General features: G+C 61.5%; 12 protein-coding genes. 6 read left to right on the plus strand and 6 right to left on the minus strand.

Going from position 1 to position 13,974, the window contains the following annotated elements; all coding sequences use genetic code 11:
• Positions 1–27: 27 nt before the first annotated feature.
• The 3 genes from ACT3SZ_RS10600 to ACT3SZ_RS10610 form a co-directional block, all read right to left on the minus strand.
• A complete protein-coding gene (locus tag ACT3SZ_RS10600) occupies positions 28–1,479 on the minus strand; it encodes a YeeE/YedE thiosulfate transporter family protein (protein ID WP_444618509.1) in 1,452 nt (483 codons plus the stop codon).
• Positions 1,480–1,611: 132 nt separating this feature from the next.
• Complete coding sequence (locus ACT3SZ_RS10605; protein WP_444618510.1) at positions 1,612–2,508, minus strand: hypothetical protein; 897 nt, start codon at positions 2,506–2,508, stop codon at positions 1,612–1,614.
• Between the two features lie 2 nt (positions 2,509–2,510).
• Positions 2,511–3,137 carry an ABC transporter ATP-binding protein gene (locus ACT3SZ_RS10610; protein ID WP_444618511.1) on the minus strand — a complete coding sequence of 209 codons (627 nt, stop codon included), beginning with the start codon at positions 3,135–3,137 and terminating at the stop codon, positions 2,511–2,513.
• Positions 3,138–3,326: 189 nt separating this feature from the next.
• On the opposite strand from ACT3SZ_RS10610, the gene ACT3SZ_RS10615 reads away from it, so the two are divergent.
• Positions 3,327–3,680: a GntR family transcriptional regulator gene (locus ACT3SZ_RS10615; protein WP_444618512.1), complete on the plus strand. Its 354-nt coding sequence runs from the start codon at positions 3,327–3,329 to the stop codon at positions 3,678–3,680.
• Complete coding sequence (locus ACT3SZ_RS10620) at positions 3,677–4,651, plus strand: DUF1648 domain-containing protein (RefSeq protein WP_444618513.1); 975 nt, start codon at positions 3,677–3,679, stop codon at positions 4,649–4,651. Before ACT3SZ_RS10615 ends, ACT3SZ_RS10620 begins: the two co-directional genes overlap by 4 nt.
• A gap of 138 nt (positions 4,652–4,789) precedes the next feature.
• On the opposite strand, the gene ACT3SZ_RS10625 is transcribed toward ACT3SZ_RS10620, so the two are convergent.
• A complete protein-coding gene (locus ACT3SZ_RS10625; RefSeq protein WP_444618514.1) occupies positions 4,790–5,029 on the minus strand; it encodes a FitA-like ribbon-helix-helix domain-containing protein in 240 nt (79 codons plus the stop codon).
• An 80-nt stretch (positions 5,030–5,109) separates the two neighbouring features.
• Positions 5,110–5,841 (minus strand): acetolactate decarboxylase, encoded by a 732-nt coding sequence (gene budA / locus ACT3SZ_RS10630; RefSeq protein ID WP_444618515.1) that lies wholly within the window; start codon positions 5,839–5,841, stop codon positions 5,110–5,112.
• A 334-nt stretch (positions 5,842–6,175) separates the two neighbouring features.
• Between budA and ACT3SZ_RS10635 the strand changes: the two genes are divergently transcribed.
• The 4 genes from ACT3SZ_RS10635 (at position 6,176) to ACT3SZ_RS10650 (ending at position 11,748) form a co-directional block, all read left to right on the plus strand.
• A complete protein-coding gene (locus ACT3SZ_RS10635; RefSeq protein WP_444618516.1) occupies positions 6,176–8,128 on the plus strand; it encodes a beta-glucoside-specific PTS transporter subunit IIABC in 1,953 nt (650 codons plus the stop codon).
• A gap of 45 nt (positions 8,129–8,173) precedes the next feature.
• Positions 8,174–9,589, plus strand: coding sequence for a glycoside hydrolase family 1 protein (locus tag ACT3SZ_RS10640; RefSeq protein WP_444618517.1), 1,416 nt, complete (start codon positions 8,174–8,176; stop codon positions 9,587–9,589).
• Between the two features lie 25 nt (positions 9,590–9,614).
• Positions 9,615–10,475 carry a PRD domain-containing protein gene (locus tag ACT3SZ_RS10645; RefSeq protein WP_444618518.1) on the plus strand — a complete coding sequence of 287 codons (861 nt, stop codon included), beginning with the start codon at positions 9,615–9,617 and terminating at the stop codon, positions 10,473–10,475.
• A 346-nt stretch (positions 10,476–10,821) separates the two neighbouring features.
• Positions 10,822–11,748: a 5'/3'-nucleotidase SurE gene (locus ACT3SZ_RS10650; RefSeq protein ID WP_444618519.1), complete on the plus strand. Its 927-nt coding sequence runs from the start codon at positions 10,822–10,824 to the stop codon at positions 11,746–11,748.
• A 350-nt stretch (positions 11,749–12,098) separates the two neighbouring features.
• Here the strand turns inward: ACT3SZ_RS10650 and ACT3SZ_RS10655 are convergent, their stop codons facing one another.
• The gene (locus ACT3SZ_RS10655; protein ID WP_444618520.1) at positions 12,099–13,433 is read right to left on the minus strand and encodes an MFS transporter; all 1,335 of its coding nucleotides are present in this window, start codon (positions 13,431–13,433) and stop codon (positions 12,099–12,101) included.
• Positions 13,434–13,974 lie beyond the last annotated feature (541 nt).

Raw genomic sequence — 13,974 nt, forward strand, 5'->3', positions numbered from 1 at the left:
GTAACCAGGGCAGTCCGCCGCGCGCGGCTACTCCCCCTTCTTCACCGCGATCACCCAGCCGGCGTCCCCCGCGGTCTCGAACTGCGTGACCTCGTGGCCGTCCGTCGCCGCCCACCGCGGCAATGCGTCGGTCGCCTGGGTGCAGTCGAACTCGATGACGAGCTCCTCGCCCACCCCGATCCGCTTGATCGCGTCCTTCGCCTCGATCAGCGGGAACGGGCACACCGCGCCGAGCGTGTCCATCTTCCACCGCCCGTCGCCGAGATCGGTGAGCCCACCGGCGTCGGACGCCGCGACGACGCCGAGCGCCGAGGCGTCCAGCGCCGGCGCGGTAAGGACGCCGGACGCAGAGATGCCCGACGCGACGGACGGTGCTGCCGGTGCCGGCGGCACCGCCGCCGAGACGTCCTGCGCCGTCGGTGCGTCCTGCGCGTCCTGCGCGTCCTGCGGGTTGTAGGGCTGGTCCGGCTTCAGCCAGATCTTCGCCGCCAGCCCCACGCCGAGCGCGATCGCGACGATGCCGACCCAGCCCTGGTAACTGAACAGCGAGGTCTGCACCATGCCGTTGCCCACCGTGCAGCCGCCGGCCCAGACCGCGCCGACGCCCATCATCGTGCCGCCGGCGACCGAGCGCACCGCCTGGCGACCGTCCGGAACGCGCACGCGGAACTCGCCCGACGCCTTCGCCGCGATGAACGACCCCACCAGGATGCCCAGGACCAGCAGCACACCCCAGTTCCAGTTGTCCGGGTTCGCCGTGGTGATCCAGGACGCCAGGTCGCCCGAGGGCGTGGTGATGCCCAGGCCGGAGTTCCGGCCCGTGGCGGCGGAGAGCGGCCAGGCGACGACGCCGATCACGCCGATGACCGCGGCGGTGACGTAGAAGTGCCACGGCTTCTCCGTGAGCAGGTGGGCCAGACCCGTCTTCTTCGGCGGCAGCGTCGCCACGGTCGGCAACGCGCGGTCACGCGCCACGTACCGGCGCACCATCAGGGCGGTGATCACCACGATGACCAGCACGAAGACCCACGGGGACAGGCCCACGGACTCCGGGATCGTGGTGGCGCTGACGGTGACGTCGCTGAGGAAGTCGTTCATGCCACTGAGCGGGCCGTAATTCATCGCCGCCGACGACAGGGCGTACATCGCCAGGGCGATCCAGGACCCCACGAGCCCCTCGCCCGAGCGGTACCAGGTACCCGAGGCACACCCGCCGGCCAGCACGATACCCAGGCCGAAGACGAGACCACCGACGATCACAGCGAACGGGGCGAAGTCGCTGATCACCGGGTCGATAACGCCGATGCTCGACAGCGCGGTCAGGCCGACCGCGTGCACGGCAATGACGACGAGCAGCGCGGTGACCCCGCGCCAGGTGCGTTGGGTGAACAGGTCGCGCAGGAAGCCGGTGACGCAGAACCGGCCGCGTTGCATGACGAAGCCGAGGACGGCGCCGACGGCGAGTCCGGTGATGAGCATGGGGGTCCTCCCGAAGGATCCACGAGCGGTCTGGAATGAACAGATCTGTCTATGAGCGACTGTGGAGCCTACACTGCCGTGCCGCGATCCGACAAGGGTCTGGGCAGGGTCGGGGCGGGGTCGGGGCAGGCCTCAGGGCACGAGGCCGACGGCCAGCGCCGCGGGGACCAGAGCGATCCAGCCGGAGAACCAGTACCCGATCATCCCGGCGGGGACCCCGCCGTAGACGCTGCTCTCGACGACCGTGAAGTCGTCGTTCACCCGTGGGCGCCCCCGCAGCACCGCGCCGACGGCGATCGCCACCGCCGCCAGAAGGGACGACGCCAGCGGCGCGTCCGGCGCCCCCTGCAGCCACTGCACGCCGACGCCGATGCCGACCACCACGCCGAGGATCAGCCAGCGCCACGGCCACTCCCCCGCGACCTCGAGGCGGGTGGCGCGCCACACCGCCGAGGCCAGCACCGTCCACCCCACCAGGACGGCGAAAGCGGCGTAGGAGCCGAACACCGGCACCGTCGCCACGCCGAGCAGGGCGGTCACGAGGAAGAGGAGCGGGATGTAGGTGCGACGCCCCACCCGCAACAGCATGAGGTTCAGCAGCCGCGGGGCACCGACGCCGCGTCCACGCACCCGCGCGTTACGTAACCAGCCTGCGGCGTAGATGTTCGCCGCCGACTCCGAGTCGAAGAGTCCCGAGGATGCCGCGAGCATCGCCCGGGTCGTGCCGTTGTCCAGGGTGCGTGGGAGGCGCCGGGGGCCGGTGGTGCCGACGATCCAGCGCGCCGCAGCGACGACCACGCCGGCAACCAGCGCACCGGGGATGTCCGCGACCGCGTACCCGAGCAGTAGACCGACGCCGCCGAAGAGTGCGACCTGAACTCGGCTGAAAGAGTCGACGCCCGGGAACTGCCCCCTGGGCCGGTAGTGCCACTCCCATCTGTCGCGTTCCACGGCGCGCAGCGGGATGAGGCGTTCGGCGACGGTGATGAGCACGACCACGGCGAGGACGGCGCAGACGCCCCTGACCACGATCACAGGTCGACGACCCGGTCAGCGGCACCGGAGATCAGTGGGGAGTGCGTGGCGACCAGGACGCACGCGCCGTCGTCACAGTAGTCCCGGAGCCGGTCGCAGAGGTACCCGGTCCACGCGGCGTCGAGGTGCCGTTCAGGCTCGTCCAGGGTGAGCACGGGAGCCTGCTGGGTCAGCTGCAATCCCAGGTAGGCGCGCTGCCGCTGCCCGCTGGACAGCCTGCTGGGAAGACTGCCGAGAAGCGGTGTGACCGCCCAGGCATCCACCTCCTCAAGGAGGTCAGCATCCGGACAGCCGGCGATGTGCGCCATGAGCGACACGTGCTCACCGATCGTCAGGTCCGGGAAGAAGGACGGGTCGGCGAGGTGCAGGAGCGTCCCGGCCGCCTCCGGCGACGCGGGGTCGACCGCACCGGAAGCGGTGGTGAGCAGGACCGTGCCATCGAGCGGTTCCAGCTCTCCGGCGACAGTGTCGACCAGGGTGGACTTGCCGGCACCGTTGGAGCCGGTGACCGCGACGATCTCCCCGGGACGAAACACCGTGTCGATCGACCCCACCGCCTCGTGGTGCCCGAAGGTGCAGTTGATGCTGAGGAGGGGCTGGTGGTGGGGAGGCTGGGGAGACATTGTCCTTGACGATATCAATACCGCTTTCCGTACCGGATCCGGTGATCCGTCGCCACCAAAAGACGGAATCGGGCACGGGGCGCGGGCTAACATCCGGCGGTGGCTTCGATTGTGCAAGGCCCGAGCCTCCCACACCGGCAGCTCGGGCCGACCTTGTGCCAGTTGTACTAGTTGATATAGTCTCTGTTTATGATCATCGCGATCGACCACGCCAACCCCGAGTCGATGTACCTGCAGATCATGGGGCAGATCTCAGAGCAGATCAAGGATGGGGCGGTGCCGCCTGGAGAGAAGCTGCCGACAGCCGGCCAGCTCTCCGAGTCGCTGAGCATCAACCGAAACACCGTTCTCCAGGCGTACCGAGGACTGCGTGACGCGGGATTCATCGAACTCCGTAGAGGCCGGGGCGCAATCGTCCTCGACCAGTCTGCCGACAACGACCCGCTGACCTCAGCAGTCGACGACCTCGCCTCGCTGGCTTCTCGTCGCGGCATATCCCTCTCCCACCTCACCAGACTTCTCAAAGAAAGTGGCCTCTCATGACGGGCGACGATTCCGCCGCATCACCGATCCGCCGCTACATTGCGGCAACCACCATCCCCCTCGTAGTGCTCCTCATCGGTTCCGTCTTGTGGGCCGCACTGATTGCGGACAGTGTCCCCGACCCCATGGCGCAGCATTTCAGCGGCGACGGGACAGCTGACGGCTTCGGTTCGCCCGCCGCGATCGTTGCATCGCTGAGTGGTATTGCTGCGGCCACACTGGTCATCTTTGCCGTCATGAGCCGTGGCGGCATGTCCTCCGGACGAGCTGCACGCCTCAACGCCGGAGTCGTCGGATTTTCGGTGGCCCTGATGGCGGTGCTCCAGGTCAGACTATTCATCGACCAGCAGGGCCTCAGTGATGCGTCGCAAGCCCGACTCAGTACTGCGACGGTCGTCTGGATAGTCGCCTTACCGCTGGTCGTCGCCGTGGGAACTGCCCTCCTCGGACGTCCAACCCCGGCGGCCACTGGCGAGAAGCTGCCTTCGCCGACAAGCCTGGACGTTCCCACGCGAGGAACCGTCGCCTGGTTCCGGACGGAGACGATGAACGCCTGGGTGCAGGTCGTCATGTACATCGTGATCGCGGGCTCAATCCTGTTGTGCCTCGGGTCCGGCGTCCCGCTGTGGAGCCTTCTCCTTCTCATCATCTGCCTCGGAGTCGCCATTGCCTCGAGCAGCAGCTGGCGTCTGCGCATCGACGCCGACGGTTTCAGCTACAGTTCCCCCCTCGGAATTCCGAGAAAGAGTGTTCCCTTGTCCGAGATCTCCCATGTCCAGATCGTCCACATTCAGCCTGGCAACTGGGGCGGCTGGGGATGGCGGATCAACGGCAGTGGTACCGGCCTCATCACCGGCAGCGGCACGGGATTCCGGATCACCAGGACGAACCGCAAAGTGATCGAAGTTACCTGTAATGACGCGACCAATGCCGTGGCTACTCTCGAGCATCACGGCGTACCCGTTGGCTGACTTCCAGTAATTCAGAGGAGCGCCGCAGAGCCGGGGCCGATCAGATGTTGTAGCTGCGGACCCCCACTGCCTCTTTTCCGTCCAGTTCAGCCCCGCCTTTGTGGACAACCACTACCAACCGTTCCCAATCCGGGACACTTACTGCGACTGACCGGCGCCCCGCATTGCCCGAATCGCATCGGTCGCCGATTCCCCACCGCCCGAGACAGGGTTCCTCTGTGCGAAGTACTCACTGAGCTCGTGCGCGGTGGGAACCTCCGCAGTGCGAGCAAGTTCACGGAGCACCAAGTCGGAGAGCGTAATCCCCTCACTCGCGGCCCGAGCCTTCAGGCGTCGATGCAGATCCTCGGGAACGTTTCGCACCTGAATCATGGACATGTACTGACGATAGTTTCCTCACCATCACCTGCACAAGAACCATCCCATCTCCCGCTCTGCCGCGCCAGTGGGCTGCCCGCTCAGTCCTTGACCTCGGTGGCGTGCAGCTGCTCGTCGAGGTCCTCGGGGTCGAGGTTCGCCTCGGAGAACGTCGAGTTCAGCGGAAGGCGCAGGTCCAGGTCCGTGCCCGGGCACAGTTCGATCTTGCCTTCCGCGAGGGTGAAGTCCAGGACGTGCCCGCCGACGGTGCGGCCGTCGTCGATGAAGTGCACGTGGCAGCCCGGCACCGAGATGCCCTTCTCGAACACCGGCGTACGGAAACCGGCGATGACCCCGGAGACGTCGGTGAAGTGCTGTTCGGCGTCGTCACCGACGGCCTGCGTCATCGGCGGGTACGGCTTCGACTGACGCACCACGGTGCGGGTCGTGACGTCGCTGAAGCGTCCGGTAATGCGCACGGCGTACATGTAGTTCGCCGAAGGTGTCATGTCATCGATGAAGTCGGAGAGCTCGGAGCGCCGGATGTTCTCCGGTGCCCGACGCCGGATCCGCGGCACAAAGTTCGTCGCCACCGCATAGGGGCTACGTGCCTCCAGGTCGGCGCGGGTGGCGCTGCCGTCGTGACGCAGCTGGTAGCAGGTGCCGTCGATGATGACCATCTCCCCGTCCAGGGCGTCGAACGTGCCCAGGCCGAAGTTGCCCTTGCCGAGCAGCTCGCCGACGGTCATCTCACCGTCGTAGATGCCGTCGAGCAGGGCGGTCATCAGGGAGTTCTGGAAGATGGTGTGCCGGGTGACGGGGCGGTCAGTCATGCCGTCCAGGATAACCGTCCATCCGGGTGCCATGTCGGCACCGATCAGCTCGGAACCACGAGGTTGCGCCGAAAAACATGTCGGCGCGCGCCCTGACGGACAGGTGGTCGCGCCAGTGCCGAACGCCGAACCCTTCAAGTAAGCCTGACCCAACCATGCTATTGACGTGACTCGACTCACAATGTACGGTTTCGAAGAAGCAATCATTTGCTTGAGACCCAGGATGTTATTCGTCTGACGCGAAGCAGGACCTGAGCTCTGATACCCCCGGGATCCGGGTATCGATGCTCGGGTCCTTTTCTATGTTTTCACAGTAGAGGATGGTCAGACGAGAATGAGTACGAAATATGCGCCTCTGGCTGAGCGCATCATCGAGCTGGTGGGAGGGCCGAGCAATATCAGCTCGGCATACCACTGCCAGACTAGGTTGCGCTTCGAGCTACGCGACGAAGCAAAAGTAGCGGTCGACGAGCTCAACTCCACCGACGGAGTAGCCACCACGCGGAGCGCCGGCGGCACGTTCCAGGTCGTGATCGGAACACACGTCAAGAGCGTGTTCGAGGAGATAGACCGCGAGCTGGCGGGTTCGGGAGTCTCCACGGAGAGCACCGACGACGACGCCGATGATTCGAAGAAGAAGAGAAGCATTCTCGGATCGATCATCGACTTCATTGCCGGGACATTCCAGCCGATCGTGCCCGCCCTCTCCGGTGCCGGCATGATCATGGCACTGCTCGCAATCCTGGTGGTCACCAACGCGATCACGACAGAGTCACAGACCTACGTCGTGCTGTCGTTCATGTCGAACGCGGTCTTCTACTTCCTCCCGATCTTCGTGGCCGTGTCGGCGGCAGACAAGCTGAAGACGAACCGCTACCTCGCAGGCGTGGTGGCGGCAATGATGCTGCACCCCACCTGGACCGGCCTGGTCGACGGAGGAGAGCCGGTACGCCTGTTCGAGGTCATCCCCGTGACCCTCGCCTCGTACGGATCAACAGTCATTCCGATCTTGTTGATCATCTTCGTACAGTCCTACTTCGAGCGGTGGCTCGACCGCGTCATTCCCAATGCGATCAAACTTGTCGTCGTCCCGATGGTTGTCTTCCTCGTCATGGGCACACTCGCGCTTGTCGTCTTGGGGCCGATCGGCACCGTTATGGGCGGCTGGTTGGCGAACTTCTTTACCTTCCTGACCGATAACGCGCCGTGGATACCGCCCGTGATCATCGGCTCCCTACTCCCCATCATGGTGATGTTCGGCATCCACAACGCGATTGCACCCCTCGGGTTCGCGCAGCTGGCGCAAATGGGACATGACAGCATCTTCGGACCAGGGGCGATCGTCTCCAACATCGCGATGGGTGTGGCAAGCCTCGTCGTCGCGGTACGCACCAAGGAGAAGAAGCTGCGTCAGATTGCGACCGCTGGCGGCATCACCGGCCTGATGGGCATCACCGAGCCCTCGCTGTACGGAGTTGCCCTGCCGAAGAAGTATCCGCTGATCGGCGCGATGATCGGCGGCGGCGCGGGCGGGCTGTACGTTGGCTTGACTGCGACGCACCGATTCGCCGTCGGCACCTCTGGCCTTCCTGCTGTCTTCCTCTACATCGGAGGCGATACCCTACAGTTCTTCTTCAACATTCTGATTGCGCTGGCCATCAGCGCCGTCGTCAGTGCCGGTGCAACGCTCATGTTGTCGTTTAGATTCGAGAAAGCGGATGCCGAGCAGGACGCAGAAATCGCAGACGGGCTTACGCTAGAGCCCGAGGGGGAAAGCCATACCCCCAAGGCCGAAGATAGTCGCGGCGGTACGGCGACACTCACGAGGCTGACCGAGGTCACCTCACCGGTACAGGGGCGCGTTGTTCCCCTGGAAGAACTACCAGACGCGGCCTTCTCGTCCGGAGCCATGGGGCCAGGCATCGGCATCGACCCGGCCAACGGGCAGGTGGTCTCACCAGTCAGCGGAAAAGTCATCGCCGCCATGAAGTCCGGTCACGCCTACGGGATCCGGACAGACGAAGGTGTCGAGGTGCTTGTCCACATAGGCATCGACACTGTGCAGATGAAGGGTGCCGGATTCACCTCAGCCGTCAGTAAGGGAGACTCCGTAAAGGCAGGACAAGACCTCGCAAATATTGACCTCGAAGCAATCGCAGATGCAGGCCACCCCTCGACGGTCATCGTAGTTGTCACGAATGCGACAGACGCGGAATCTGCTACGGTCACCCCCGGCCTAGCCGACGAAGTAATCGCCGGGGAGCCTATCTTGAAAGTCACTCGATAGTCCAAGTCAACTCGACATAGCCACCACGACAAGGAGACTAACGCCGTGCAGTACCAGAACCTACAGCCATTCCCAGAAAACTTCCTCTGGGGAGCATCCACATCCGCCTACCAGGTGGAAGGAGCCTCTGATTCCGAAGGGAAGGGCCCTTCGGTAATCGACATACTCGAAAACCGGCCTGAGGACGTGGCGGACTTCACCGTCGCCAGCGACCACTACCACCGGTATGCAGAGGATATCGATCTGTTCGCCGAGTTGGGGCTCCGGGCATATCGCTTCTCGATCGCCTGGACACGGATAATTCCAGATGGGGACGGAGAGATCAATCAAGCGGGCATCGACCACTATCACCACGTCATCGACAAGTTGCTCGAGAAGGGCATCGAACCCGTCGCCACCCTGTACCACTTCGACCTCCCCGCAAAACTAGACGAAGAAGGTGGCTGGTCCAACCGCTCCACCATCGATGCCTTCGAACGATATGCCCGGATTGTGTTCGAAGAGTTCGGGGAAAAGGTCAACCATTGGTTGACCATCAACGAACAAAATATGATGGTGCTCCACGGAAAGGCCATTGGAACCACCGGACGCAGCGGTGTCGCAGACGAGAAGACGATCTACCAGCAGAATCACCACATGTTTCTGGCCCAGGCTCGGGCAATGTCGCTCTGCCACGAACTCCTACCCGCAGCAAAAATCGGGCCTGCGCCCAACATCGTCTCTGTCTACCCAGCAACATGCGCACCGGAGGACGTGATCGCCGCCGACGACTGGGATGCGATCCGGAACCTTCTGTATCTGGACGTCGCCATACGCGGCGTCTACCACCCGCTGGCCTGGGCCTACCTCGCTGAGCGAGGGTGGCAACCCGACACCGAGGACGGCGACGCCGAAGTCTTGGCCGCTGCGAAACCTGACTTTCTCGCGTTCAACTACTACTCCACGCAGACAGTAGGAGCCTCTCGCGGAGACGCATCGGACATTCAGACGCGGGGCGGCGACCAGCAAATCGTCCGAGGTGAAGTCGGGCTGTACCGGGCTGTCAGGAACGAGCATCTTCCGACGAATGCGTTCGGATGGGAGATTGACCCCGTCGGATTCCGCACCACGATGCGCCGGCTGTGGGACCGCTACCGGCTCCCTCTGATCATCACCGAAAATGGCCTCGGGGCTTTCGACGAACTCGTCGACGGCCAAATACACGATGATTACCGAATCGACTACCTACGCCAGCACCTCGAGCAGATCCAGCTGGCAATCAGTGACGGAGTCGACGTCTTCGGGTATTGCCCCTGGACCGCTATCGACCTGGTCTCAACGCATCAGGGGATCGGGAAACGCTACGGTTTCATCTATGTCAACCGGGATGAAGACGACCTGAAGGACCTCGCGCGAATCCCCAAGGACAGCTTCTACTGGTACCAGCAAGTCATTGCTAGTGCCGGGCGAGAGCTTCGGTAACCGGACAGAAGGATTGAGACGCGCCGTGACGCAGAACCCACAGATGTCGGTCAAACGAGTGATTGGAAACAATGCAGTCCTCGCACTTGACGACGAGGATAGAGAGTACGTCGCCCTCGGACGTGGAGTAGGTTTCGGGGTCAAGCAAGGTGCCTACCTCGACACGTCGAGGATCGAACAGGTCTTCCTCGCGAGTGAGGATGCAGCGAGCTCACGACTACTCGATGTTCTTGCCGACACCCCTTTGGTCTGCGTCCGGGCAGCGGCTCGCATCGCCGAGCGCGCAAAAGATGCACTGGGCCTACGAGTAAGTCAAGCCATTATCCTCCCATTAGCGGACCATCTGCATTTCGCAATGCTCCGAGCACAGCAAGGCGAAACCACGGAGTTTCCACTCCACTGGGAAGTTCGCCAACTATATCCCGACGAATACAATATCGGGAAAGGCGGAGTCGAGCTCGCGAGCCAGATCATGGGAGTCGACTTAGACCCGAACGAGTCCGTCGCATTGGCAATGCATCTCGTCAATGCACAGTTCTCCACCCCCGGCGTCGGCACAGCAATGCAGATGACAGAGACCATTGCCAAAATCTTCGACGTTATCGAGAAGTCATTCGGCATCACGGTAGACCGCAGTTCCATGAACGCCGCGAGATTCGTCACCCACCTCAGGTATGTATTCGCTCGGGTCTCTGCGAATCGACAGATCACGGATCCTCAGCCGGTCTTGTTCGACGCAATATCGAACGCCCACCCGGAGTGTATGGCGTGCGCGGTAAAGGTACGTTACTTCATCGAGATGGCCTTCGACACCGCCTTGACTGCCGATGAAACGGCCTACCTCGGACTCCATATCGCACGGCTGATCGTTGACGGAGCGCAGTAGCCGCATCAACTCGACGAACACTTCTTAGTAGTATTCACAGATCGAGAACGCGTTACCGGGAAAGTAATAACTCCTCGGGCGAAAGTTCATCTTCCCTCCCCTCACAGGCGCGTCCGAAACGGGCAATCGCCGACACGAGGTAACCTCAACCGAAAATGAGCAGTACGGAGACATTCAGATGACCGTTAGACGCGCAACACGATCGATCGCCGCGGCATGCACCGCAACGCTCCTCTTCACTTCAGCTTGTTCAGAACAGAACAACGAGGCTCAAGTAGCCGTCACGTCAGCGGCAGGCCAAAGTAGTTCTGCTTCAGACGACACGCTCGAGGGATCCCGGATTCTCTTGACTAACGATGATTCTATGCAGGCTTCGAACTCGCGTAATTCTGATGGACTCGGGCTCTACGAGATGCGGAAGCATCTATGTGAGGCCGGCGCGGATGTCGTTGTCGTAGCACCATGGGCAGTACAGAGCGGCCGCGGTACATCAGTCACCAATTCAGGCTCGTTCACCGCACAGGATGCCAGCATCCCAAATGAGTACATCGACGACTGCTCTACGGCTGGCGCAGGCGGTGCAGTCTTCGGCCTCTGCTTGGACGATTCAACATGTAGCGAAGCCTCGGAGAGCGCAACGCCTACCGATACGGTGAAATTCGCACTCCGCAGCGGACTTGCCGATCTCGTCGACTGGGCCGACGGTCCTGATATGGTCGTCGCCGGCCCGAATGCAGGCCTGAACCTGGCTTCGTCCGTGACGGATTCAGGCACACTGGGTGCTGCAATCGCCGGCATCGAGAATCATGTTCCATCCTTCGCGTTCAGTACCGGATCCGGCGCAGACGGAGCCTACCCAAGGGAGAACTACTCCGCGACGGCAAGTTGGGCCGTTGAATTTCTCGAGGAGCTCGGATCTCAGGGACTTACTTCGCACCACGATTTCGTCACGAGCGTAAACTACCCAGATTCTTCGGAAGGACAGGTCGGCGAAGCGAGGTTTGTGGAAGTAGGGTCAGCAGCCTTCGCGTATCACTACTACACTAAGTCCGGCGATCGAACCTACTCAATCGATCACGAAGTCTGCGACGATAAGCCACTCTGTGTTGAGGAGAAGGAGGACGCCGATTGGGAAGCTGTCTACAATGACGGCGCTATTGGAGTCGGCGCTATCACGTCAGACCGGACATATTCACCTCAGGAACCAACTTCTGTTGAACTCGACCGCCTGAAGGAAATGGTATCTGAGAGCGCTCCCGCTCCGGTTATTTGATCTCCAGTCCCACCACGCTTTAACGGCTATTCGCGATTCACTGTGCGTTGATCTGGTTGCGGAGTTTCCCGGAGTGGCACGCATTTCACACCATCCGGCGGATGATGCTCGGACGAGAGACGACACTGCTCCTAGACCAGTCACAAAGATTCGAGAAGTACCTCACGACCGAAGCCACACCGCACTGGAGCTGACCTGCCAGTGTGGTGTGTAGCCAGTCCGCGCCGGCGAGATTGCGGACCGTCCTGCAAGGGGACCGGCCAATCGAATACCTAACCCGCTTGGCCGACGGTGCCCCGGGGATGGCCATGTCCGAAACCCGTAGACCCTTCTTCTACCGGTAGATCACACTAATCGACGAGCCTCCCACTACGACCGGGCAGTCGGTAGCTAAGACACAAGCAGGCAAGGGCGAGACATCCCGCGATCCCTAGGCTCAGTTGCATACCCATGGTGAAGTCACCGTTGCGAGATAGGAGAACACCGAACAATGCAATGGCGAGTGCTCCACCCAACTGCCTAAACGTATTTGACACCGCACTTGCGACACCAGATTGTCCCGCGGGAGCGTTACCAAGAACCACATTTGCGACGGGCGGCATTGCAACCGATCCACCAGCCCCGATCAGGATAAGTGAAATACACACGAACAATGCGGATTCCAGATTCGCGGATAGTGCAAAGATGCTCAGACCAACGACTAGCGACGCCATACCGAGCATTACCGGAAAACGTGGGCCGAAGCGATTGGACAGTGGCCCGCTGACGATATTACCGAAGAACGACAGTATTGCACTGGGGACGAATATAAGGCCAGCCGTTGCCGCACTCAATCCTATACTCTGCTGAAGGTAGAGACTCGCAAGGAACACGCTCCCAAACCAAGAAAATATGAAGGTGAAACCCCCAAACAACGCAATGCGCATCGGAGCCGCCTCAAATAGTGACAGTGGCATCATGGGGCTCTTTACTCGTGACTGGACATAAACGAATAGTCCGAGTGATGCGATACCAATGATCGCTAGCGTGATGATACGCAAGTCGCCGTACCCCAGTATTGCCCCTTCGATCAGGGCGAAGATCACGGCTACTAAGCCGACCAGTGCGAGGAATTGGCCTACCCAATCAAAGTGAGACTGTGTTCGCGGTGACTTTTCTAATCCCTTGGCGGCGATAATCATCACTAAGCAGAATGGGATATTGACCGCAAAGATCAAACGCCAATCCCAGGTGGACAACCAGCCGCCGAGCATCGGCCCTGCCGCCGAAGCTACTGCGCCGCCTGCAGCCCAGAACCCGAGTGCCTTGGACCGCAGGCGGGAGTCTGGGTACCCTTCACTGATCAAGGTCATCGAGGCGGGCAGCATTAGAGCGGCCGTAACCCCCTGCAAACAGCGTGCGCCGATAAGCAGGTACGTCGATGGGGCGACGGCACACAATAGCGAAGATAAGCCAAAGGCTGCTATGCCTATCGTAAAGGCCCTCTTCGCCCCAATCCGATCCGAGAGGTTCCCAAAGCAGAGTAACAGCGCAGCGAAGAAGAGGGTATAACCGTCGAGTACCCACTGCTGCATGCTTATATCGCCTCCGAGATCTTCCCGGATACTTGGCAGGGCGAGATTCACGATGCTGACGTCAAGGGTAATAAGGAAGAACCCCAATGATGCCAGGACGAGAGCAGTCACCGAACTACGTCTCGAAAAAATTGAGGCGCTAGCATTCGCCGTAGCACTGCCTGCAGCCACACCTACATCTTCCACTAGTCTCTCCACACTCTGATAGTCCTACGTCTTCTTCGCGATCATTCGACGGGCGTTTCCCGGCCTCGGGGCACTTCCGACGGTTAGCGGCCCGCACTTACCGTAACTGTGAACATTATTACACGCTATTTTATTTCACAAACTGAGAAATATGGCTTCTGTCTCGTTTTTCAATCCCTCAGTAGAACAGTACAGATCTGACCTTCCTGAACGGTAATGCTCAATTCTCCGTAGGCAGGGGTCGTATTGGCAATCAGGTGCCGGACCCTGCTCATATCGACCCCTGGGCCACGTGTCGCACCCTACCCAATCCTTAAGGAGTTCGGCGCTCCATGTCGAGAGCCTGCAAGTTCCATCACGCTGTACCCGTCTCAACAAGGCTACATTCTGCGTACCCTCTAACGATGGAGACGCTCACATACGCCCCGATATTCCCTTTCTAACAAAAGACATACCATCGAGGAAT

Origin of the sequence: Corynebacterium sp. AOP40-9SA-29 (assembly GCF_052377405.1) — a bacterium.
Taxonomy (GTDB): Bacteria; Actinomycetota; Actinomycetes; order Mycobacteriales; family Mycobacteriaceae; genus Corynebacterium.

What these genes read in the sequence shown, in the direction of transcription:
- ACT3SZ_RS10600 (WP_444618509.1), bottom strand. Translation starts at nt 1,479, where the DNA reads ATGCTCATCACCGGACTCGCCGTCGGCGCCGTCCTCGGCTTCGTCATG.
- ACT3SZ_RS10610 (WP_444618511.1), bottom strand. Translation starts at nt 3,137, where the DNA reads ATGTCTCCCCAGCCTCCCCACCACCAGCCCCTCCTCAGCATCAACTGC.
- ACT3SZ_RS10615 (WP_444618512.1), top strand. Translation starts at nt 3,327, where the DNA reads ATGATCATCGCGATCGACCACGCCAACCCCGAGTCGATGTACCTGCAG.
- ACT3SZ_RS10620 (WP_444618513.1), top strand. Translation starts at nt 3,677, where the DNA reads ATGACGGGCGACGATTCCGCCGCATCACCGATCCGCCGCTACATTGCG.
- ACT3SZ_RS10625 (WP_444618514.1), bottom strand. Translation starts at nt 5,029, where the DNA reads ATGTCCATGATTCAGGTGCGAAACGTTCCCGAGGATCTGCATCGACGC.
- budA (WP_444618515.1), bottom strand. Translation starts at nt 5,841, where the DNA reads ATGACTGACCGCCCCGTCACCCGGCACACCATCTTCCAGAACTCCCTG.
- ACT3SZ_RS10635 (WP_444618516.1), top strand. Translation starts at nt 6,176, where the DNA reads ATGAGTACGAAATATGCGCCTCTGGCTGAGCGCATCATCGAGCTGGTG.